Source organism: Bacillus sp. MT94 (assembly GCF_058792475.1).
Window position 1 is genome coordinate 547953 of the sequence record NZ_JBXAEZ010000002.1, and the last position, 22272, is coordinate 570224.

A 22272-nucleotide genomic window follows, 5' to 3' on the forward strand; every position below is an offset into this window, starting at 1 on the left:
CTTGCGGAAAAATAAAAATTTTTCAAAATAAAGTTGCAATTCAATTATCTTTTGTTGTAAAGTTAAAAACATAATAAAAATTTCATACGAACATTCTTATCTAGAGAGGTAGAGGGACTGGCCCTGTGACGCCTCAGCAACCATTAACATTTTGTTAATAAGGTGCTAATTCCAGCAAATTGTGAAAGATTTGACAGATGAGAAGAAGACTCTATTCAAACCGAAAGCCTTCTTCTTAGAAGGCTTTTTTTATTTTATATTCACTTAATGTTTCAATTTAAAAAGGAGGAATTTTCACATGTCAACAATCGAAACAAAACTAGCACAAATCGGCAATCGCAGTGAAACTACAACTGGAACGGTTAATCCACCAGTTTATTTCTCAACCGCTTATCGTCATGAAGGAATTGGTAAATCTACTGGCTTTGACTATTCACGAACTGGCAATCCAACTCGAGGTCTTTTAGAACAGGCAATCGCAGACTTAGAATATGGCGAACAAGGTTATGCCTGTAGTTCAGGGATGGCGGCTGTTCTCCTCGTCCTTTCTCTATTCCGCTCTGGAGACGAACTTATTGTATCTGAAGATTTATACGGTGGAACGTATCGATTATTTTCTGAACATGAAAAAAAGTGGAATGTTCGATGTAGATACGTAAATACACAGTCTATTAAACAAATTGAGCAAGCTATCACAACTGAAACGAAGGCTATTTTCATAGAAACTCCAACTAATCCATTAATGCAAGTTACTGATATTGCTGCTGTCGCAACTGTAGCGAAAAGGCACGGACTACTTCTTATTGTAGACAACACATTCTACACACCTTATATACAGCAACCATTAACAGAAGGTGCTGACATTGTACTTCACAGCGCAACGAAATATTTAGGGGGACATAACGATGTACTAAGCGGACTTGTCGTTGCAAAAGGAAAGGAACTTTGTGAAGAAATCGCTCATTATCATAATGCATCAGGTGCAGTTTTAAGCCCATTTGACTCATGGTTACTAATTCGCGGTATGAAAACGTTAGCGCTTCGCATGAGACAGCATGAAGAAAATGCGAAAGCAGTTGTTGCATATTTAAATGATGAAGACGGGGTGACAGATGTATTTTATCCTGGAAGAGGCGGCATGATTTCATTTCGCCTTAAAGATGAAGCTTGGATTAATCCATTCTTACAATCTTTATCCTTAATTACATTTGCCGAAAGTCTTGGTGGTGTAGAAAGTTTAATGACTTATCCAGCAACGCAAACACATGCTGATATTCCTGAAGAAATTAGAACAGCAAACGGTGTATGTAATCGTCTTCTTCGATTCTCCGTTGGCATTGAAAATAGTAACGATTTAATTCAAGACTTAAAGCAAGCCATTAAACTTGTAAAAGAAGGTGTAAGAATATGAGTTATTCTATAGATACACTCTTACTACACAACCAATATAAACATGACTCGCAAACAGGAGCTGTGAACGTTCCTATCTATAACACATCAACTTTTCACCAGTTTGATGTAGATACGTTCGGAAAATATGACTATAGCAGGTCAGGAAATCCAACTCGTGAAGCTCTTGAAGATATCATTGCTTTATTAGAAGGTGGAACAAAGGGATTCGCCTTTGCATCAGGCATTGCAGCGATTTCCACTGCATTCCTCCTTCTTTCACAAGGTGATCACGTACTCATTTCAGAAGATGTATACGGAGGAACTTACCGAGTGATAACTGAGGTACTCTCCCGTTACGGTGTTTCACATACATTTGTTGATATGACCAATTTAGAAGAAATAAAACAAAGCATTAAACCAAATACAAAGCTCTTTTATGTAGAAACACCTTCTAATCCACTTTTAAAGGTGACAGATATTCGCGAGGTTTCTAAACTTGCAAAATCTATTGGGGCTCTTACTTTTGTTGATAATACATTTTTGACACCACTATTCCAAAAACCACTTGAACTTGGAGCTGATGTTGTTCTTCATAGTGCCACAAAATTTATTGCTGGGCATAGTGATGTTACTGCCGGATTAGCAGTAGTAAAAGATGCAGAACTCGCTCAAAAGCTTGGATTTTTACAAAATGCATTCGGTGCTATTTTAGGACCTCAAGATTGTTCTCTCGTACTTCGCGGTCTAAAAACATTACATGTACGCCTCGAGCATTCAGCTAAAAATGCCAATAAAATTGCACATTATTTACAAGAGCACACTAAAGTACAAAATGTCTATTATCCGGGATTACAAACACATCTCGGATTTGATATTCAACAATCTCAAGCAACATCAGCTGGAGCAGTCTTATCATTTACTTTGCAGTCAGAAGATGCACTCCGCCAATTTTTATCAAAAGTAAAATTACCTGTTTTTGCAGTTAGTTTAGGAGCTGTAGAGTCAATTCTTTCTTATCCAGCAAAAATGTCACATGCAGCACTGTCGCAAGAAGCTCGTGATGAAAGAGGAATCTCTAATTCATTACTTCGGTTATCAGTCGGTCTTGAAAATGTTAACGATTTAATATCCGATTTTGAAAATGCCCTTTCTTATGTAGAAGAACCTGTAAATGCATAGAGAAAAAAGAAGATATGAGAATAGGTTTTCATATCTTCTTTTTATGCGATTTAGTTATAGTCATTTGAAATTTTTCTTATAGTCCATAAAAAATAAAAGTATATCATCTATTTCTAAATAATGGATTAATTGATATATTAAGAAATAAAAAAGGGGGGAAAATAATGGATACTTGTGCAGATATTTTAATCGTTATCGATTTACAAAATGGCGTATGTTATGGCGGAGAGCATTTATTTGATTTACAGAACTTACTAACAAAAGTAAATAAAAGAATTTCTTCATACAGAAAATTAAATAAACCAATCCTTTTTGTTCAACATTGTGATGATGATTTAGTACCCGAGAAAGAACTTTGGGCTATTCATACCGATCTTGATGTTCAAGAACAAGATTTTTTTGTAAGAAAAACACATGCTAATTCATTTTATAAAACAAACTTAAAAGAAATTTTAGATCAATTATCTGTAAATCACATTGAATTTTGTGGTGCCCAAACAGAGTACTGTATGGATGCTACGATTAAGTTTGCCCACGGACTGGGATACGAAAACTTTATGATACAGAAAACAACCTCTACGTTGAATAATCCTTTTATGTCCGCAAAAGAGACAATTGATTTTTACGAGAACATATGGAATCACAGATTTTTAACGTTGCTAAAAGATGAATTTTAGAATAAATGACTAATGACTTGATTATCCTAAGATTTATCAGCCGTAATCAAATATTTCATTATCACCATAAAGAAGCGAATTACATTCAGCTTCTTTTCTTTTAACCTGTTTTATATTCTATATATATCATTATAATTCCTTTGTCATATTATTTTAAAAATTTCGTATATTCATTTGAAAGAATAAGAAAATCATGATAAAATTGTGTTACAAATATATCTATATCTTTCAATTTTTAAAACGCATCGAAATTTTCACCCAAAAATGTCATTTTACAAAAACGTGCTAATTTACCTATTTTATTTACATCATGGTCTCTTTTCTTACAATTTCTTTACTTTAGGACTTTTTTTCTGCAACAACTATTTTCTTTTCTTTAAATTTTTGGTATGTATAGTATGGTATAATAGCTCACACGGAGGTGGAAAAGAACATGTTAGAAACCTTTCAAAAAGAATTAGAACTATATGAAAGTAATGCAGAATTATTAAAAGTGCTGGCTCATCCTGTTCGTTTATGTATCGTAAAAGGATTAATTGAGCGCGGTCCAAGCAACGTTTCTACAATGTACACTGGCTTAAACATGCCACAATCTACAATTTCACAGCATTTAGCAAAATTAAAAAGCGCTAAAATCGTTTCTAGTGAAAGAAAAGGATTAGAAATTTATTACAAAGTAGAGAACGAAACAATAATTCAACTCGTTCGCGTATTATTAGGTTAGGGACTAATAATCGAAGAAAAAGAACGTATTCTATATTTTTTATCTCATATCTTTAATATAAATATATATCATGAGAGGAAATATATAATACTACATAAGTCGTATTAAAAAACAAGACACAGTATATACTGTGTCTTGTTTTTTATATTGTTACATACCGCTCCAAATGTAAATGTTGCATATCTTTTGTATGTATAACAACATCAAACGCACTCCCTACTCCTCCATTCAAAATCATAGAACGAACTGCTCGATTTTGTTTTTGTGTTTCAGAAAAAGGATTCATATCTTGATGGCTCGTAAGCTGTTCTAATATCCCTGCAGCTAACAAGAACTCAGATTGTTTCTTATGCCATACTGCACTCATTCCTTGCATACTAAACATCTCCTTTAGCTCGTCCCAATGAATATGAGTAGTAAGATCCATTTCACCTGGATGCGCTAGTGGGTTACGTATTAGCTTATGCTGATAATAACCTCGCAAACTTCCTTCACGGTGTGCTGGATGCATCCATTCTTCTTTTGTGTATCCGTAATCAACTGTAATACATATACCTTTTTGAAACCATTTCGCGATTTCTTTTATATACTCCTCCATCACAATTGGTACTTCAAAACGTTGCCCTTCAGCAATATGAATATTATATTTCAATAAATATCGACCAATTCTTTTATCTAACGGCCTACATACTTCTGAAAGGTTTCCTTCCTCTGTATATGTAATACGCACTTCATACAACATACCATTTCTTTTCTCAATTATTTCAACAGGAAATGCATCAAACAACTCATTCGAAAAGAGAATTCCCTCGAAAGAATCTCCCATTTCACTATAGGAGGTATAGTACGATACATTAGAAAATGAGCCAAGCTGCTCCTGCTGTAATTTCCTATGAAAAGGGCTCACTTCAATCATTGAATAGTTTAAATCAATAAAGGTTTTTGGAGATAATTGCTTCCATTCTTGTAAAACATCATAGGCAAACTTTCCAGTTCCCCCACCAACCTCACAAATATTCGAAGCAACTTCACCATTTTCAACAAGACGAATAAAAAGTTTAGCAAAAGTTTTTGCAAAAACAGAGGATACATTGCTACTTGTAAAAAAATCCCCTTGTCTTCCAATCTTTTCACGTTCTTTCATATAATATCCATGACCTTCTGTATACAATACAAGGTTCATATACGTACTATATGAAATTGAATAATCCTTTTCTTTCCCCATCCATTCTCTTAAAATGAGCTCCATTCCCATAATGACTCCTTATTGTAAAAACGGATTATTTTCTTTTTCAAAACCAATGCTTGTTTCTGGACCATGTCCACATAACACCGCTGTCTCATCTGGTAATACAAATAATTTCTCTTCAATACTTCCAATTAATTCAGCAAAACTTCCACCAGGCAAATCTGTTCTTCCAATGCTCATTTGGAACAATACATCTCCTGAGAATACAGCATTTGCCTCTTTACTATAATAAGAAATACTTCCTGGAGAATGTCCTGGCGTCTCAAAAATTTCAAAATTAAATGATCCAATTGTTAATGTACCTTCTGCATCAATAATATGATCCGCTGGTTTTGCTGTAATACTGCGGTTCATCATAAAAATTTGAGAGCCGTTTACAGTTGCATCTCCTAACCAATCTGCTTCTTCTTTATGTACGTATACAGGAATATGAAAAGCGTCTCTTACCGCATCAACAGCACCGATATGATCAAAGTGAGCATGCGTTAATAAAACAGCCAATGGTTTTAATTGTTCTTCTTGTAAATATGTAACGAGCTTTTCACCTTCGTGCCCAGGGTCAAAGATAATGCACTCTTTTTGATCGTTCATTAAAATATAAGCATTTGTTTGTAATGGGCCTAACGGCATTTGTATCCATTTCATATGAAAATCTCCTCCAGTTATTAAACTTACTTTTAATGATACAACATTTCTTTCTCTTAGGAAAAGAAAGGATGCTATCTCGACAATCATTTTTAAAACATGTACAATATAAAAGAGTAAATATTCCAAAAACTCATAATAAGAAATGGGTAGACAGAGGAGGATATTGCATGGGCCTTGTTATTATTTTTACACTTGTCACTCTGTTAGCTGTATTTGCTACGCTTAGAACACTTCGTGAAAAAAACTTTTTCGCGAGCGGCTTTGCAATTGCAACTGTACTCGTTTTCGGATGGTTTACGATCATGACTGTTCTATATAACGGGTATCCACCAGCAGCTTAATTCGTTTACACTTTATTCTTCATCGAGATTTCACACAAAAAGAGGAAGGGTTCCCCCTTCCTCTTTTCATATTTCAAAACTTATATCATCTTCGCTTCGTATTTGTGCTTTTTTACAAGCCAAGCTCCTCCGATAACACCTGCATCATTACCAAGTGTTGCAATAGCTAACTTCGTGCTCTTTACAGCACGTGAGAAAGCGTATTGCTCGAAATAGCGTTGAATTGGTTCTAATAGCGCATCTCCAGCTTTAGACACGCCTCCACCAATAACAATTTTCTCTGGGTTCAACGTACTAGATAGGTTCGCTACAGCTAACCCTAAATAAGAAGCTACCTTTTCTACTACTTCGCCTGCTAATTCATCACCTTGTCCAAGTGCTTCAAAGACATCTTTTGATGTAATACGTCCTTCTTCAGCTAACATAGAACGCAACATGCTTTCTTTATTAGTCTCTTGTATTTTTTGCATAGCAACACGTACAATACCTGTCGCAGATGCTACTGTTTCTAAGCAACCAGACTTCCCGCAATTACATGGGAAAGCATTTTCTGTAACTACTGTAATATGTCCAATCTCACCAGCAGCACCACTCACGCCGTGTACAATCTCACCATTGGCGATTACACCACCACCAACGCCCGTACCAAGTGTCATGCAGATTAAATCTTTTGCACCTTCACCAGCACCTTTCCACATTTCACCAAGCGCTGCTAAGTTTGCATCATTATCAATAACAACAGGTAATCCTGTTTCTACTTCTAATAAATCTTTTAGCGGATAGTTTTTCCACCCTAAATTAACCGCTTCATAAATCATTCCAGATGCCACATGTACAGGGCCAGGAGCTCCCATACCAATACCAATTAACTTGCTCTTCAATTCGCCTAATTCTTCTAGCTTTTTATCAATTGCTTTCGCAACATCAAGTGTAATATGTTTTCCTTGCTCACCTGTATTTGTAGGGATTTCCCACTTATGTAAAATTTCGCCGTATACATTAATAAATGCTAATTTAATCGTTGTACCACCAAGGTCAACACCAACTAACCATTTCTCTTCCATGTTGCTTACCTACCTTTATCTAATTCTTATTTAGCTCTTTTTGAATTTCTTGCTTCAATAAAAATAAAGCTGTTTGATAGTCTTGTGGATCGATTAGCTGTGATTGATTTAATTCACGCAATTCATCTTGCATTAATTGTAAATCTGCAATTCGATCTCCCGTATAAATAATCGTACCAAATTTCTTTAGCAATTGCTGAATATCATAAATAGATACCATTTCATCACCCTCTATGCTCACTTACTATAAAAATTATAATAAGAAAACGTTCACATATTTTATTATAATCAAGAAGAAAAAGTCTCGTCAATTTTTATTTGTCTATACAAGCTCATTTATAAGCATTGTTCCTTTTTCTGTAATAATTTTTTCTATATTTTTATCAAATGGCTCTACCGGAATGTGTTTTACCATTTGAAAATCATATGCTAATGATAGCGTTTTCCCTTTATAATGCACGAGATAACGATCATAATAGCCCCCGCCGTATCCAATCCGTTCTCCTCGCTCTGTATAAGCTACGCCTGGCACAATTTGAAGATCAATGTCATCCGCACTGACTTCTTCCGTAAGTCCCGGAATCGGTTCACGTAAATTCATATACACCGTTTCTAATTGATCAAAATCACTAATTTTCCGGAAGGACATCGTTCTTGTTCCTTTATTACACTTAGGAACTACAACTTTCTTTCCTTCTTCCCAAGCTTTTTCGATAATAGGATATGTATTCACTTCATTTTCCATTGAAAGAGTAATTCCAATTGTTTTAGCTTCAACCCACTCTTTTTGCGCATACAACGAAAATGCAATCTGTTCTGATAAAGTTGTATACTGTTCTTCTGATAAAGAATTCATGTGTTCTATTATTTGTTTACGCAAACGCACTTTCTCTTCTTTCACACATTCTCCTCCTTACAGTGACACTTTACTCTATGATGATAGTGTATCACTTTTAACATAGGAATCGAATAAAAAAAGAAACAGTAGGAAAATATTCCTACTGCTTACTTTGTTTCACGGTGTAACGTAGACTTCTTGTCACGCTTGCAATACTTTTTAAGCTCGATACGCTCAGCGTTGTTACGTTTATTTTTCTTTGAGATATAGTTACGATCTCCGCATTCTGTACATGCTAGAGTAATATTCACACGCATTCTTATTTCCCTCCAGTACTAATAACTTAAATCAGACTATACTATAATACCACTTTTAAAATAAAAATTCTACACCTTTTGATATTGTCTAATTTTTTCTATAATATTTTTCATGTTTTCCCTTGCTATTACTGGGTTTCTAGCATGTGAATACACTAAAAATTTTGGTTGTTTTGTGTCAGAAACGATATAAGACCACTCTTTTTCAGTATATTTGAACTGTACTCCTTCAAATATGCCTTCTCCCTTCCTTTCAATATCATCCAATAATTTCCTCATAATTTTCCCTTTTTCATTCCATGAACATACCACTTCATCATAAAGTAAATAGAGCGGAGGTGATTGCTCTACTATGCTGAGAAACGTTTTTCCTTGCAATGCTATTAGCTCAAATAATTTTCCAATTCGATATAAAATATCTCGCTTCCACCTTACTTGAAACGACTTCCTTTCATCCTGCGTATAAAACAGAAGATAACATTCTCCTAATTTCAAAGACATTGGGTAAATATTTCCTGTAGATTCGAGTAAGAAATCTGGAATATCTACCTCTTCTAAATCTGTACCCTGGTAAATATTACTATGTTTATCGTATAACTCGAAATGATTTCCTTGCTCAGAAAACATAAGAGCCATATTCGCTTTACTTGATTTCATCAAAGCTTTCACATGATCTTTTTGTTCACTTGCATAAATCCATGTAACTGTACAACCAAGTCTTTGTAGAAAGAGCATAAGTAAATGTTGCAACGTATCATTTCTCTTATTAATAAGAAGATGAAACTTCTGCATCTGTATTTTCTCGATATCAATATGCCCCAATATAACTTCTATATACTCATTCATAGAAACATGAACCAGCTTATTTCGCCCCATCTCTTTCTCATGCACGTAATAAAACAATTCGGACATATATACTTGTTCTATCTCTTTTTGCTGCTTATACGTTAACGGCATGCCAGCTTGACCATACAACTTTATAACAATCTCATTCTCATTCTCCACTTGAATGAAAACCCCACCTGCACATTGCAAATGATGAACACTATATTGAAAAAGTGACTCGTTCATTTCTTTGCATTCCATCGTATGAATCCCTATACCATGAATAGCATGTAAAAATAAATTTTTATAAGAGGTTGTTTCTATATTTTCTTGACTTCCAATTAATATACTTTCTCCTTTTGTAAAAAGAGAGCCATACGCCATCGCAATCTTCACGATAAACTGGGGAGTAATTTCAACATTCCCTCTTCCTACAATGCGGCTTTTTTGTAACCACCCTGCACTCATTTCACTCTCTTGAATACCAGCCGCTCCTACTATCGAATGACTATCAATCGCCTTATAAGGCCATAGTTTTCCTTTTTGCTTAATTATCGTACTTCTCCCGATATGACAGTGATCCGCTACAATGCTTTTTTGAAACAGTGTAACGTCATCTTCAACTATTGTACGCTCTCCTATTGTCGTTTCTAATAGTTCACAATACTTTCCAATATGGGCATTTGCAAAAACAATACTTTTTTGAAGATGAGAATAATTTGAAATGATACTATTTTTTCCAATAATAGAATATGGCTCAATTACAGCTCCTGTACCAATCTTTGCTCCTTCTCCAATGAAAGAGGGGCCATGAATTTTTGTCCCTTTCCCAATCGTCACCCCTTCTCCCATCCATACCATCGGTAATACTTCCGTATAAGGAATAGGTACTTGTAACTTTTTCGTTAACAAATCAAATTGTGCTTGTCGATATTGATTAAATGTGCCGATATCTAACCAATAACCTTCTGACAAATATGCGAATAACACATTTTTGTTTGCCAATAAAGGAAACACATCATGACTGAAATCAAAAAATTGTCTAGGCGGTATGTAAGAAAAGATTTCTGGCTCCATAATATATATGCCTGTATTCACAACATTAGATACTACCTCATTCCAACCCGGCTTTTCTATATATCGTGTAACCTCCTGGTCTTTATTCATTACAACCAATCCAAATGAGAGTGGATTTTCTACTTCTTTCACAAACATTGTTACCATTCTTTTCTTTTGTTCATGAAACCTAATTCCTTCTGATAATTGAAAGTCAGTTAATGCATCCCCGCTTATTACAACAAATGTTTCATCTAAAAATTGTTCTGCTTGTTTAATACTCCCTGCTGTACCAAGTGGAGGAGAGTCTTCAAAATAATACAAGTTAACTCCCCATTTACTACCATCACCAAAATATCGCTTAATCGTAGTACTCATATATTGAACAGTAATTGCAATTTCACGAATACCATGCTGGCGTAATAACTCAATATTGTATTCTAAAACTGGTTTTTCTAATAATGGTAACATCGGCTTTGGAGTATTACATGTTAATGGTCTAAGGCGTCTTCCTTTTCCTCCAGCTAAAATAACCCCCTTCATATACTTCAGCCTCCACTTATATAATGTTCAGTAGCTCCATATACCATATGTATATTCTCTATCCCACATGAACTAGCAGCATAAACTTGATTAGTTAAACGAATCCTCATTTAAAAGACCCTATAATTAAATTTCCCACCTATAAAAACGTACGTTTCAAATGACAAGAAAGCGCTTACTATTAATTGATAAATAATACTTATTAACGAACAACATATATACTAATTTTCCCATTACATTATGATACATCTTATCATCATAAACTAAAGGAAACAACGAGCTTTTTTTGTCATGTTTTGACTAAAAAAAGCAGGTGATTTCTCATCACCTACTTTTATTCCTACTCATTCAATAAATAATGCTTTCCTTTTACTAAATAAAATACATTTTCAGCAATATTTGTAATATGGTCTGCTACACGCTCAATATATCTCGCCACAAATGATAATTGTGTAATTTGCGTAATTGCTTCTGGTTGTTCCGGAACTGAAGATATAAACTCACGAATTGCTTTTCCATATATTTCATCAACGGAATCATCCATTTCAGCAATTTGTTTCGCGAAAGTTAAATTTTCTTGTTCATATGCTTCTAACGCTAAATGCAACATCTTATTTGCAACCGCAAACATTTCATCCAGGTTGTGCAAACTAACAGCCACTTCTTTTTCCCCAAGACGAATTGTAGCCTTTGCAATATTAACAGCATGATCTGCAATACGCTCTAAATCTGTCGCTGTTTTAATTGAAATAAAGATTCTTCTTAAGTCACTTGCTACAGGTTGCTGCTTCGTAATGAGCATAAGCGCAAGATCGTTTATTTCCTCTTCTAAATTATCCATACGGTAATCACCATCAATGACCTCTAACGCTTTCTCTACATCCCTTGTATGCAGACCTTCCATAGCAATCAATAAAGCCGCATTTGCTAATTCGCCAAGCTCAATCACCTTTTGCTGTAACACTTTTAAATCACCTTGAAACTGTTCTCTTACCATTTTTTCTTCCCCCTCAATATTATGTGCCATTATATACAAAGTGAAACTTTAATCACCCCTCATCAATCGGGCTTTTACAGGCCGCCCGCCCACCTAACTTCTTTACTTTTGCTGAATTTTGAGGTGGGGTCTTACTGCCCGCAAATAGCGGGATAAATCTCCTACATAACCTCTTACGCTTGTAATAAACCTTAAGATAAAGAGAAGGTATTACTTCCCTATTAAAGTGAGATAAAAATAAGAAATGCCCTCTGTTAAGAGGGCATTTTCTCTTAGCTTTGCAACGATATCAACCAAAGCGACCTGTAATATAATCTTCTGTACGCTTATCTGAAGGCGTCGTAAATAATTTGTTTGTATCTGTATACTCCACAACTTCCCCGCTTAAGAAGAAAGCGGTTTTGTCTGAAATACGCGCTGCTTGTTGCATATTATGCGTTACGATAACAATACTAAAGTCTTTCTTTAACTCTTGAATTAATTCTTCTACTTTTAATGTTGAAATTGGATCTAGTGCCGATGTTGGCTCATCCATTAAAATAACGTCTGGCTCAATAGCTAAGCAACGTGCGATGCATAGACGCTGTTGCTGTCCACCAGATAAACCGTATGCATTATCGTGCAAACGATCTTTTAACTCATCCCAAATTGCTGCTCCGCGTAAACTTTTCTCAACAATTTCATCTAATGTCTTTTTGTCACGGATACCATGGATTTTTGGACCGTATGCTACATTCTCATAAATAGATTTTGGAAATGGATTTGGCTTTTGGAACACCATTCCTACGTGCGTTCTTAATTCTTCAACTGGATATGATTTATCAAATATATTGCGTTCTCTATATTCAATTACACCTGTAGTTCGAACGATCGGTACTAACTCTACCATGCGATTTAACGTTTTTAAGTACGTTGATTTACCACAGCCACTTGGACCGATAATTGCTGTAACTTCATTCTCATGAATACTTAAATTAATATCTTTTAAAGCATGGTCTTCCCCATACCATAAATTTAAGTTTTTCGTATCAAATACTACTTTCTTTGGCGCAGTCTCGATTTTCTCTTCGTTTTTCACCTGTACATTTACTACTGTTGCTACCATTTGAATTCCCCTTTCATCCACTTCCAACTTATTTTCGATTTCGTAACCATAAAACAAATATATTGATAAATAGCAACAAACCTAACAAAACAATCATCCCAGCTGCTGCTACATACTGAAATTCTTCTTGTGGCCTACTCATCCAATTAAAAATTTGAATTGGTAAAACTGTAAATCTATCAAACATACTAAATGGAACATAATTTGCAAACGCAAGTGCCCCAATAACTAATAGTGGTGCTGCTTCTCCAATTGCTCTTGATATCGCTAACGTACAGCCCGTTATAATCCCCGGGAAAGCATATGGCAATACAATTTGATACATCGTTTGCCACTTCGTAGCACCTAATCCGTAAGAACCCTCTAATAATGCACTTGGTACTGATCGGATTGCTTCTTGACTCGCCACAACAACTGTTGGTAAGACGAGTAAACTCATCGTCAGTGCTGCTGCAACTATACTCTCTCCTAAATGAAGAGCATATACAAAAATAGTTAAACCAAGCAATCCAAATACAACGGATGGTACTCCTGCTAACGTTTGATTATTAATCTCTATTATTTTTTTAAATAGAGATTCCTTCGCATATTGCTCTAAATAAAGTGCTGTTCCAACTCCAAATATAAAAGAAACAGGTATAACAATACTCATAAATAATATTGTCCCTGACAAAGCTGCAGCAATACCAGCTTCTTTCGGATTACGTGAAGCGAAATTTGTAAAGAAATCTATTGAAAGATAACTTATACCTTTTTCAACAATTTGAAACAGTAACAAAAACAAAATTACGATTGAAAATAAAATTGCTATATAAAATAACAATTTGTAAATTCGATCTTTTAAAAAGCGTGATGCCATATTTTTTTGTATTTTTTTATGATTCAACATTCGCATATTATGTCATCCTCCTAAAACGGCGCATAATTGACTGCGAAATGATGTTCATAATAAAGGTAAACAAAAATAATGTTGCGCCTACAGCATACATGCTGTAATACGTAATCGTTCCATGCGGAGCATCACCTAAACTTACTTGCACAATATAGGCTGTTAACGTTTGAATAGAATGTGTCGGATCAAGCGATACATTTGGTGTGGATCCTGCCGCAATTACAACAATCATCGTTTCACCAATTGCACGCGAAGCCGCTAATATAATTGCTGCCATAATCCCTGTAAAAGCGGACGGAAACACCACTTGTTTTACCATTTCAAACCGCGTCGCTCCGAGTGCTAATGAAGCTTCTTTCGTCCCTTTCACCACAGCTCTCATCGCGTCTTCAGATAGAGATGCAACTGTAGGCATCATCATAAATCCGATAACGATTCCTGGGCTAATCGCATTAAAAAACTGTAAATCTGGTATAATCCTTTGTAAAAGCGGCGTAACAATTGTTAATGCAAAAAAACCATATACAATTGTCGGGATACCTGCTAATAGCTCTAACATCGGCTTTAATATTTTCCGTGCACTATTTGAAGCATATTCGCTTAAAAATACGGCACACGCTAAACCGATAGGAATTGCTACAAACATAGCGATTGCTGTTACAAGGAACGTTCCACATATAAGTGGTAATATACCGAATTTAGGATTTTCAAAAAACGGTAACCATTCTTTCTCCGTCAAAAAGGAGTACAATGATATTTTTTGAAAAAACATGATTGTTTCATTAGAGAGCGTAAAAACAATTCCAAGTGTCGTAACAATAGAAACGCTAGCAATTATCTTTAGTAACAAAGGCATTATTCGATTGATTCGCTGCGTTTTTTTTCTTTGTTTTGTATTTCTTTCAATCAAATATTGTACAGAAAATGTAATTTGACTTTTGTCATTATGAGCCAAAGATGAAAACCCCTTTCCACCCTGACATTACCTTTTTATTTCTGTTAACATACGCAGCTGTTCATTGTATTTTTCTTTTCTTAATTTTACATACCCGACCTCTTCAGCGAGGTTACCAACATGCTGAATCATAAACTGAACATAGTTTGCTACATTCATTTTATTTCGGATAGATGCATTATTCACATAAGTAAGTAGCGGCCTAGATAACGGCTTATACTTACCTGACTGAATGGTCTCTTTCGTCGGAAATACACCATTCACTTTTATTGCTTTCACCTTATCTCGATTAGCCATATAATAAGCATATCCTACAAAAGCAATGGCATGTTTATCATTCATTACCCCTTGCATAATAACTTGATCATCTTCAGACAAAGAGATTTTTTTTACAATGCGATGATTTTGTAAGATGACATTTTGAAAATAATCATAAGTACCAGAGTCTACGCCTGGTGCATAAAACTTCACTTGTTCACGTGGCCATGTTGAATGAATTTGTGACCATCGCTTCTCTCTTCCATCTTCACTCCACAGTAAACGTAACTCGTCTACTGACATATCGTCTACCCATGTATTGTGCCGATTCACAACGATTGTAAGACCATCGTTAGCGACCTCAAAAGGTGTGAACTGAATAGAGTTTTTCTTCATCTCATTTTTCTCGACTTGTTTCATTACTCTCGAAGCATTATTTATATCTACTTCTCCTTTACTGAAACGATTAAATCCTCCTCCAGTTCCAGAAACACTGATGGAAATTTTCACGTCTGGATGCACCTTTGTATATTCCTCCGCTACTGCTTCTATAATAGGAAAAACCGTTGAGGATCCATCAACTCTCACTTCTCCCATATCATTTAAAGCAAATGCAGTAGACATTTCAAAACAGAGGAACCATATCGATAGTACGAAAATTATAATCGGTGTACGCATCCATTTCACGTGTTCTTCCTCCTAGAAGTAACCGGAAATAACAGGATTACAGATATAAGAATACTGCTAAACTATTAATTCGGTTTTAATTGTTTGTAAAAGTTTTGTAAAGTTCCACAAAAATCAACATACGATAAAGTGAAACTTTAATCAGCCCTCACCAATCGGGCTTTTACGGACAGCCCGACCCCCACCTAACTTCTTTGCTTTCACTGAATTTTGAGATGGGGGTCTTACTGCCCGTTAATAACGGGATACAATTTTAATCGGTAGTAGTTATTCATTTTCTCTGATAATTTCCCTATAAAACAGTTATCCCCTATCTCATCATATACAAGTATTATTTATAAGGCCGCGTGTTTCCCAATATTGTATACTTGTCCACATTTATTACACGATATGCATAAACCATAAAAAAAAGCACACTATCTTTTCAGATAGTGTGCTTTTTTAAAATTTTTTTATTCATCATCTTGATCTTTATTTTTATTGTTTTTATCATCTTTTGGAGCTTCACCATTTACTTCTTGGTTTTTTAAATCAAAGTAGGCGTCCATAATTTCACGACCAATATATCCATTAATACCAGTCTTATCATCATGTACCCATGGAACGACAACAGAGAATGCTACTTCTGGATCTTCAAGTGGCGCATAACCTACTAATGTTAAGTTATATGTTTCCACACGTTCACCATTTGCCTTTCTACCAATCTCTTTATCTCCGCCATACACAGTTTGCGCGGTACCTGTCTTCCCTGCCGCTTTATATTTTGCACCTGTAAAGTATTTGGTAGCTGTACCACCTGAATCATTATACACTTGTCTAAATCCTTCTTGAACACGTTTAATTTGCGATTCTGGCATATCAACACGATTTAATACTTTCGGTTCCATAGATTGAACAACTTTCCCAACTTCATCTGGTTTCACTGCCGGTTGACGAATTTCTTTTACAACTTGTGGTTGCATACGATATCCACCATTGGCAATCGTCGAAATATATTGCGCTAATTGAAGCGGTGTATACGTATCATACTGTCCAATTGATAAATCTAGTAAGAAACCTGGTTGACTACCTCTCCCCATCTGACCAGCAGATTCATTCGGTAAATCAATTCCTGTTTTTACACCAAGTCCAAACTGTCCGAAATAATAACGCATCGTATCAAATGCTTTTTGAGGTATATCTAACGTACCACCTCTCACATATGGAACACCAGCGATATTCATCGCTGTTTTAAACATATAAACGTTAGAAGACATTTTTAAAGCTGTAAGGTCATTAATATATCCCATCGTTTTCCAAGATGACTTCGTAGGTGTACCTTTTAATTTAATTGGTTCATCCAATTGTACTGAACCTGGTTGAATCGCACCAGTTTGATATCCAGTAAGTACTGTTGCACCTTTTACAGTTGACCCCATCGGATAAGAACTTGTCATGGTACCTAATGCAAAGTCATTTACTTTCGTTTGACCATCTTCGTTAACTAATTGTTTCCCAGCCATAGATAAAACTTCACCATTTTTTGGGTTCATCATTACAACGAATGCGCGATCTAAAAGAGGTTCGCTTCCTTTAAATCTCATTAAATTCTTCGTAAGAATATCCTCCACGCGCTTTTGTAATTCCATATCAATCGTTAAATTCAGGTCATTACCACTTTGTCCTTTTGATACATTAATCGTTTCTAAAATATTACCGTTTTTATCTGTAACATTTCTAACTTCTGCTTTCGTACCGTGCAGACTATCTTCATACTGTTGTTCAAGATAACTTTTTCCTACTCGGTCATTTCGATTATAATCACGAACAAGATAGTAATCTAGTCTTTCTCTTGGTAAACCTTCGTCAGAAGTTGTTACACCACCAAGTACACTTCGGAACAAATCACCATCATATGCATATTTTCGTTCCCAATCAACACTTGTATCTACTCCCGGCAATTGCGCTAAATTTTCACTAATAATCGCATATTCTTCATCTGTTGCATTTTTCTTAAGAACTTGAGGTGTCATTGCATATCCGCCATCCATCTTACTCTTAATCGCTAGTATTTCTAGATCTTTTGCGGATAATTGATTAATCTCTTCTTCTGTTACACGACTGCGCTGACGCTCGTCTAATTCTTTATCATCAATTTTTTTATCTTTAAACTCTTGACGATCTTTATTCGTAATTTTTTCTTTAGCTTCCTCTTTATGCATAGCAAGCCAATAATCTTTTTTATCGCGATCTGTTAATTTATCTGTCGGTACTTCAATCAAATCTGCTAGCTTTTTCGCTGTTTCTAAGCGATCCTCTGCAGTTGATCCTTTCATTTTTGTAAATGTAATAGTACGAATGGCTGCATTATCTACTACAGGTCGCCCATAACGGTCAAATATTTTCCCACGCGGTACAGGATTACTTATCGTTGAATTTTCTTTCTTCTCCACTTCATTCTTATATTCTTCACCGCGAACAATTTGTACATATCCGAGCCTTACAATAACCGCGGAGAACATTAAAAACACGCAGAAAAACAGCACGTTTAACCGAAAAGGAACGTGGGTCTTTTTCTTATTTTGCTTCTGCTTCTTGCTCATACAAACCCCCTCTACCAACAGCTATGTAATGTGAAAGGGACACCTTCATACAGGTGTCCTCACTGCTGTCTTACATCTTTTTCTATTCTAGCATAAAACAAACGAGAAGTTAACCTTCTGGTTCAGTTTGGTTTTGCGCGTTTCCTTGCGTTACAACACTTGTTTTACTCGCATTTCCCTCATCATATTTGACATTTTTAACTGCAAAATAAATAAGAAAATGTCCAGCACCTAAAATACATAATAAGTAAGGTAAACTTTTTTCAGGTGGAAAGAATAGTACAGCACATAAAAAACTTAAAATGGAACAGATTCTTCCGGCGTTTAACCACAGCTCCCGAACAACGACATATTCCACACGCCATTCTCTCGCATTTTTCGCTCTACCAATTACGTCATATGTCATTGATCCATACGGAACAAGTAAAATAGGATATGCAATCGCAATACATGCCGCATAAATAAGTAATTTCGTGTATGTAACATTGAAAATAACTAAAAAGACGACAGCATATAAAATAATGCCTCCAAGTAAAATTGCTTTTTTTCGCCACTCCTTCTTTAACATACGAGCAACTAAGTAATAACATACAAAGGATACAGCAGAGTTCACTAAACTATATTTCCCTAATGCGAACTCACTATTAGTTGCTAAATAAACATATACTGAAATGACAAAAATAAACGTTCCTTCTCTCAATCCTTGGAAAAAATGAGCTCGTGTAATCTTTCCCCAGTTTTTATCAATCCGTCGTTCTTTCAATACTTGCACGATTTCATAACGCCCTTCACATTCTCTTTTAGATAAAAAGAAGCTTAAGACGACAGCAATTGCAAATAGAACTAATGAAAGAAAGAATATAACAGTATAACCACTCCATTTCTCCATACGTGAAATTGTGTATCCTGCTGCTATTGGTCCGATCATCCCAGAGAAGGATGTAAGAAGTCCAAGAAACCCATTAAAGAAATCTCTTGTTTCTGGTTCTGTAATTTCAAATGTCAATAAGTTAAAAGCCAACCAGTAAAAACCGTATCCTACTCCTAAAAGAGCCCCCATTAATAAAATATACTGAGAAGCACTTTTCCCCGCTACTAAGACAACAATAAAAAAAATTGCGAGCGTTCCTACTCCTATTCGTAATAAAATCGAGCGATCGATACGTTTCGCTAATTTTCCCCCTACAAGAAATGTGAGAGGCTGTAATATAACGCTGGCCAAATTATACAAGCCAAGATTCACATAATTTTGTGTTTGTTTCCATAAATAAATATTTACAAACGTATTCGATAAAGAAATTGCGAGCGTGTATAAACCTCCTATAAGGAGCAATAACACTAAATCCCGATTCACTTCAACGTCACCAATTATATGTTTCCACTTCATACACAACTCTCCTTTACTTCATGTTCTAGTCTTCCAAAGACAAGCCCAATTATGTAAAAGGAAAGCATAGAAAAAAGCTAGGGGTTCTCCCCTAGCTTTTTTCTATATTTATTACAATTATTTTGCTTCTTGGTAACGTTTTTCAGCAGCGTTCCAATCTACAACGTTCCAGAATGCACCGATGTAGTCTGGACGACGGTTTTGGTAGTTTAAGTAGTAAGCATGCTCCCAAACATCTAAACCGATAACTGGCGTTTTACCTTCAGTTAAAGGAGAATCTTGGTTTGGAGTGCTTGTTACTTCTAGCTCACCATTGTTTACTACTAACCAAGCCCAACCAGAACCGAAGCGAGTTGCGCCAGCTTTTGCGAATTCTTCTTTGAATGCATCGAAGCTACCGAATTTTGCTTCAATTGCAGTTGCAAGTTCACCTACAGGTTGTCCTCCGCCGTTTGGAGATAGGATTGTCCAGAAGAATGTATGGTTAGCATGTCCGCCACCATTGTTACGTACTGCTGTACGGATTGCTTCTGGTACTTCGTTTAAGTTTGCAACTAATTCTTCTACGCTTTTGTCAGCTAATTCTGCATGACCTTCTAAAGCAGCGTTTAAGTTTGTAATGTACGTGTTGTGATGTTTTGTATGATGGATGTTCATTGTTTCTTTGTCAAAGTGAGGCTCTAAAGCATCATACGCATAAGGTAAATTTGGTAATTCGTGTTTTGCCATTGTTATATTCCTCCCAGTTTATGTATTGCCACTTAAGTGACATACAACTTCATTCTACCCTAATTGCCATAGGGTGCAAACAAATAAATCACATTGTCTTGCTATCATTAAAGTAGCAAAATTCCCACTTCTTTTCAATTAAAATGCTCATATATTCCGTAAAAAAAGCTTCCTTCTACAAGGAAGCTTCCTGCTAACATAATAAACATGCGAAATGGATATGGACCCTGTAGGACTCGAACCTACGACCGGACGGTTATGAGCCGTCTGCTCTAACCAGCTGAGCTAAGGGTCCACAATTATGTATGTAACAACATATCAAATAAAGGAATTCCTATCAGATATGCCCTTTAAGAAATGTAAGATAAATTTACCATATAGAAAAGAAAAGTGTCAATTGTATTTTTCTTATTTAAAAGAAGAAAGTTAATAAAAAGAAATTTAGTTATCTCCACTATATGTAAATATAATATATCTTGAGATTCTCTAGATTCCTACGTTACAATGATTTTATACATACATAAAGGAAGTGAATCTATGTCCATATTTACCCAATTCGTAAAAAGCATATACTCGCCTAAAGATATGGCGCTATTCCGTTTTCAAAAAATCGGTAAAACCATTTTGTATATTATGCTACTTTGCTTAATTACTACTATTCCAAGAACTTTTTTGTACGGTAGTTTTATCCAAGATGGTGTAGGCATGGTAAATCAAGTCATCGATAAAGATTTACCTGATTTTAAAATTGAAAATGGCGAACTAAAAGCCGATATTGATCAGCCTATTGAAAAAGAAGAAGGAAATGCACTTTTCGTATTTGATCCAAATTCAACAGACCTAGAAAAATATCAAAATAAAACAGGTTTATTTGTTTTAAAAGATAAAGTAGTCTCTATGGGAAATGGTCAAACACAAACGTATTCTTATAACGATTTGTTAGGTGCATCTCTTGAGAAAAAAGATCTACAAGAATTTATTTCTTTATTCGATAATATTTATCCAATTTTATTATTTGTTATTGGATTCTTAGTGTACCTATTCCAATTATTCATCACTTTTGTAGGCGTGACTTTACTTGCGTTCATCGGTTCTGCTATGAGCGGTCAACGTAAACTATCCTATAAACAAGTTTGGACACTAACTGCATACAGCTACACAATCCCAACCATTTTCTTCATGATTATGGATTTATTCAAAATCGTCGTACCTGGCGCAACATTCATTTATATCGCTGTTGTTTTAATCGTTCTATACTTAACGATTAAAGAGGTACCCCAACCGAAAGAAAAATAAAAAAATGCCTAAATAGGCATTTTTTTTTTGGACAAGCATATATTCCTAGCAAAGGAGTGAAGAATATGAAGAGGTTAGGTATATTTCTATTCGTGCTTGTTCTCGGTTATATATTTTATTACGATATAAAAATCGGTACTTTACCGATGTTAAGTTCATATAAAAAAACAACTGCTGCCCAAACGATTAAAAAAGAAAACACAGACAGCCAACAAAATAAAGAGAATAAAACAGAAAAAGAAACGGATACATCTTATAAAACAATTGAAGTAAAAACTGGCGAGACAGTTCTTTCTATTACAGAACAAATTAACAAGAAAAAAATTCCTTCCATAGAAAAAGTCATTGACGACTTTAAACAATTAAACAAAAGTACATCTGCTACAAAAATACAAATTGGAAAGTCTTATAAATTCCCGTTATATCAATAAGCCATCACTTAATCCTTGTCAATTACATAAAGGCGCTGATACAATAGTAAAAGTGAAACCGAGCACTTCGGTTTCTATAGCCCTATATCACGTATACTAT

At 35.2% G+C, this 22272-nt stretch carries 22 protein-coding genes, 1 tRNA gene and 1 riboswitch; of the genes, 7 read left to right on the top strand and 16 right to left on the bottom strand.

All coding sequences use genetic code 11. From position 1 onward, the window contains the following. The first annotated feature begins 93 nt into the window (after positions 1-93). Positions 94-204: riboswitch (SAM riboswitch) on the top strand. A gap of 94 nt (positions 205-298) precedes the next feature. The 4 genes from metI to AC1Q51_RS08580 all read left to right on the top strand — a co-directional run bounded on the left by metI (position 299) and on the right by AC1Q51_RS08580 (position 3972). Continuing rightward, a complete protein-coding gene (metI, locus tag AC1Q51_RS08565) occupies positions 299-1411 on the top strand; it encodes a cystathionine gamma-synthase/O-acetylhomoserine thiolyase (RefSeq protein ID WP_000103889.1) in 1113 nt (370 codons plus the stop codon). Continuing rightward, positions 1408-2571: a cystathionine beta-lyase gene (metC, locus tag AC1Q51_RS08570; RefSeq protein ID WP_090977063.1), complete on the top strand. Its 1164-nt coding sequence runs from the start codon at positions 1408-1410 to the stop codon at positions 2569-2571. The genes metI and metC overlap by 4 nt, the downstream gene beginning before the upstream one ends. A 164-nt stretch (positions 2572-2735) precedes the next feature. Beyond that, complete coding sequence (locus AC1Q51_RS08575) at positions 2736-3248, top strand: cysteine hydrolase family protein (RefSeq protein WP_377892173.1); 513 nt, start codon at positions 2736-2738, stop codon at positions 3246-3248. Positions 3249-3681: 433 nt separating this feature from the next. After that, complete coding sequence (locus AC1Q51_RS08580) at positions 3682-3972, top strand: ArsR/SmtB family transcription factor (protein WP_000894377.1); 291 nt, start codon at positions 3682-3684, stop codon at positions 3970-3972. Between the two features lie 142 nt (positions 3973-4114). Here AC1Q51_RS08580 and AC1Q51_RS08585 read toward each other — a convergent pair whose 3' ends face one another. Further along, positions 4115-5227, bottom strand: coding sequence for a class I SAM-dependent methyltransferase (locus AC1Q51_RS08585; RefSeq protein ID WP_065229363.1), 1113 nt, complete (start codon positions 5225-5227; stop codon positions 4115-4117). Between the two features lie 9 nt (positions 5228-5236). After that, the gene (locus AC1Q51_RS08590) at positions 5237-5866 is read right to left on the bottom strand and encodes an MBL fold metallo-hydrolase (protein ID WP_000871225.1); all 630 of its coding nucleotides are present in this window, start codon (positions 5864-5866) and stop codon (positions 5237-5239) included. 170 nt (positions 5867-6036) lie between these two features. Between AC1Q51_RS08590 and AC1Q51_RS08595 the strand changes: the two genes are divergently transcribed. Further along, positions 6037-6210, top strand: coding sequence for a DUF2759 domain-containing protein (locus tag AC1Q51_RS08595; RefSeq protein WP_000524852.1), 174 nt, complete (start codon positions 6037-6039; stop codon positions 6208-6210). A gap of 80 nt (positions 6211-6290) precedes the next feature. On the opposite strand, the gene glcK is transcribed toward AC1Q51_RS08595, so the two are convergent. The 14 genes from glcK to AC1Q51_RS08665 all read right to left on the bottom strand — a co-directional run bounded on the left by glcK (position 6291) and on the right by AC1Q51_RS08665 (position 20740). Next, positions 6291-7274, bottom strand: coding sequence for a glucokinase (glcK, locus tag AC1Q51_RS08600; RefSeq protein ID WP_000391701.1), 984 nt, complete (start codon positions 7272-7274; stop codon positions 6291-6293). 19 nt (positions 7275-7293) lie between these two features. After that, entirely contained in the window at positions 7294-7494 is a 201-nt protein-coding gene (locus AC1Q51_RS08605; protein WP_000253699.1) for a YqgQ family protein, read from the bottom strand. 102 nt (positions 7495-7596) lie between these two features. Further along, positions 7597-8175, bottom strand: coding sequence for a 5-formyltetrahydrofolate cyclo-ligase (locus tag AC1Q51_RS08610; RefSeq protein ID WP_000656861.1), 579 nt, complete (start codon positions 8173-8175; stop codon positions 7597-7599). A 104-nt stretch (positions 8176-8279) separates the two neighbouring features. Then, positions 8280-8429 carry a 50S ribosomal protein L33 gene (rpmG, locus tag AC1Q51_RS08615; RefSeq protein WP_001265616.1) on the bottom strand — a complete coding sequence of 50 codons (150 nt, stop codon included), beginning with the start codon at positions 8427-8429 and terminating at the stop codon, positions 8280-8282. A 69-nt stretch (positions 8430-8498) separates the two neighbouring features. After that, positions 8499-10853, bottom strand: coding sequence for a sugar phosphate nucleotidyltransferase (locus tag AC1Q51_RS08620; RefSeq protein WP_069604534.1), 2355 nt, complete (start codon positions 10851-10853; stop codon positions 8499-8501). 340 nt (positions 10854-11193) lie between these two features. Then, complete coding sequence (gene phoU, locus AC1Q51_RS08625) at positions 11194-11850, bottom strand: phosphate signaling complex protein PhoU (RefSeq protein WP_000251246.1); 657 nt, start codon at positions 11848-11850, stop codon at positions 11194-11196. Positions 11851-12139: 289 nt separating this feature from the next. Then, complete coding sequence (gene pstB, locus AC1Q51_RS08630) at positions 12140-12955, bottom strand: phosphate ABC transporter ATP-binding protein (RefSeq protein ID WP_000226681.1); 816 nt, start codon at positions 12953-12955, stop codon at positions 12140-12142. Positions 12956-12983: 28 nt separating this feature from the next. Further along, entirely contained in the window at positions 12984-13850 is an 867-nt protein-coding gene (gene pstA, locus AC1Q51_RS08635) for a phosphate ABC transporter permease PstA (RefSeq protein ID WP_053563645.1), read from the bottom strand. Position 13851: 1 nt separating this feature from the next. Then, on the bottom strand, positions 13852-14802 hold the full coding sequence (gene pstC, locus AC1Q51_RS08640; RefSeq protein ID WP_053563644.1) for a phosphate ABC transporter permease subunit PstC: 951 nt from the start codon (positions 14800-14802) through the stop codon (positions 13852-13854). Between the two features lie 27 nt (positions 14803-14829). Next, a complete protein-coding gene (locus tag AC1Q51_RS08645; protein WP_492331518.1) occupies positions 14830-15738 on the bottom strand; it encodes a PstS family phosphate ABC transporter substrate-binding protein in 909 nt (302 codons plus the stop codon). 461 nt (positions 15739-16199) lie between these two features. After that, the gene (locus AC1Q51_RS08650; protein ID WP_053563643.1) at positions 16200-18329 is read right to left on the bottom strand and encodes a peptidoglycan D,D-transpeptidase FtsI family protein; all 2130 of its coding nucleotides are present in this window, start codon (positions 18327-18329) and stop codon (positions 16200-16202) included. Between the two features lie 109 nt (positions 18330-18438). Beyond that, the gene (locus tag AC1Q51_RS08655; RefSeq protein ID WP_023523062.1) at positions 18439-19716 is read right to left on the bottom strand and encodes an MFS transporter; all 1278 of its coding nucleotides are present in this window, start codon (positions 19714-19716) and stop codon (positions 18439-18441) included. A gap of 117 nt (positions 19717-19833) precedes the next feature. Continuing rightward, positions 19834-20445, bottom strand: coding sequence for a superoxide dismutase [Mn] (sodA, locus tag AC1Q51_RS08660; protein WP_001052031.1), 612 nt, complete (start codon positions 20443-20445; stop codon positions 19834-19836). 221 nt (positions 20446-20666) lie between these two features. Next, positions 20667-20740: transfer RNA gene (locus AC1Q51_RS08665), tRNA-Ile, on the bottom strand. A 242-nt stretch (positions 20741-20982) separates the two neighbouring features. Between AC1Q51_RS08665 and yqgB the strand changes: the two genes are divergently transcribed. Both yqgB and yqfZ read left to right on the top strand, forming a co-directional pair. After that, a complete protein-coding gene (yqgB, locus tag AC1Q51_RS08670) occupies positions 20983-21741 on the top strand; it encodes a protein YqgB (RefSeq protein WP_000021895.1) in 759 nt (252 codons plus the stop codon). A gap of 65 nt (positions 21742-21806) precedes the next feature. Further along, complete coding sequence (yqfZ, locus tag AC1Q51_RS08675; protein ID WP_000825415.1) at positions 21807-22172, top strand: protein YqfZ; 366 nt, start codon at positions 21807-21809, stop codon at positions 22170-22172. The last annotated feature ends 100 nt before the right edge of the window (positions 22173-22272 follow it).

Bases quoted from the DNA above. Each gene is read 5' to 3' on its own strand.
- metI (WP_000103889.1), top strand. From the start codon at position 299: ATGTCAACAATCGAAACAAAACTAGCACAAATCGGCAATCGCAGTGAA.
- metC (WP_090977063.1), top strand. From the start codon at position 1,408: ATGAGTTATTCTATAGATACACTCTTACTACACAACCAATATAAACAT.
- AC1Q51_RS08575 (WP_377892173.1), top strand. From the start codon at position 2,736: ATGGATACTTGTGCAGATATTTTAATCGTTATCGATTTACAAAATGGC.
- AC1Q51_RS08580 (WP_000894377.1), top strand. From the start codon at position 3,682: ATGTTAGAAACCTTTCAAAAAGAATTAGAACTATATGAAAGTAATGCA.
- AC1Q51_RS08585 (WP_065229363.1), bottom strand. From the start codon at position 5,227: ATGGGAATGGAGCTCATTTTAAGAGAATGGATGGGGAAAGAAAAGGAT.
- AC1Q51_RS08590 (WP_000871225.1), bottom strand. From the start codon at position 5,866: ATGAAATGGATACAAATGCCGTTAGGCCCATTACAAACAAATGCTTAT.
- AC1Q51_RS08595 (WP_000524852.1), top strand. From the start codon at position 6,037: ATGGGCCTTGTTATTATTTTTACACTTGTCACTCTGTTAGCTGTATTT.
- glcK (WP_000391701.1), bottom strand. From the start codon at position 7,274: ATGGAAGAGAAATGGTTAGTTGGTGTTGACCTTGGTGGTACAACGATT.
- AC1Q51_RS08605 (WP_000253699.1), bottom strand. From the start codon at position 7,494: ATGGTATCTATTTATGATATTCAGCAATTGCTAAAGAAATTTGGTACG.
- rpmG (WP_001265616.1), bottom strand. From the start codon at position 8,429: ATGCGTGTGAATATTACTCTAGCATGTACAGAATGCGGAGATCGTAAC.
- AC1Q51_RS08620 (WP_069604534.1), bottom strand. From the start codon at position 10,853: ATGAAGGGGGTTATTTTAGCTGGAGGAAAAGGAAGACGCCTTAGACCA.
- phoU (WP_000251246.1), bottom strand. From the start codon at position 11,850: ATGGTAAGAGAACAGTTTCAAGGTGATTTAAAAGTGTTACAGCAAAAG.
- pstB (WP_000226681.1), bottom strand. From the start codon at position 12,955: ATGGTAGCAACAGTAGTAAATGTACAGGTGAAAAACGAAGAGAAAATC.
- pstA (WP_053563645.1), bottom strand. From the start codon at position 13,850: ATGCGAATGTTGAATCATAAAAAAATACAAAAAAATATGGCATCACGC.
- AC1Q51_RS08645 (WP_492331518.1), bottom strand. From the start codon at position 15,738: ATGCGTACACCGATTATAATTTTCGTACTATCGATATGGTTCCTCTGT.
- AC1Q51_RS08650 (WP_053563643.1), bottom strand. From the start codon at position 18,329: ATGAGCAAGAAGCAGAAGCAAAATAAGAAAAAGACCCACGTTCCTTTT.
- AC1Q51_RS08655 (WP_023523062.1), bottom strand. From the start codon at position 19,716: ATGAAGTGGAAACATATAATTGGTGACGTTGAAGTGAATCGGGATTTA.
- sodA (WP_001052031.1), bottom strand. From the start codon at position 20,445: ATGGCAAAACACGAATTACCAAATTTACCTTATGCGTATGATGCTTTA.
- yqgB (WP_000021895.1), top strand. From the start codon at position 20,983: ATGTCCATATTTACCCAATTCGTAAAAAGCATATACTCGCCTAAAGAT.
- yqfZ (WP_000825415.1), top strand. From the start codon at position 21,807: ATGAAGAGGTTAGGTATATTTCTATTCGTGCTTGTTCTCGGTTATATA.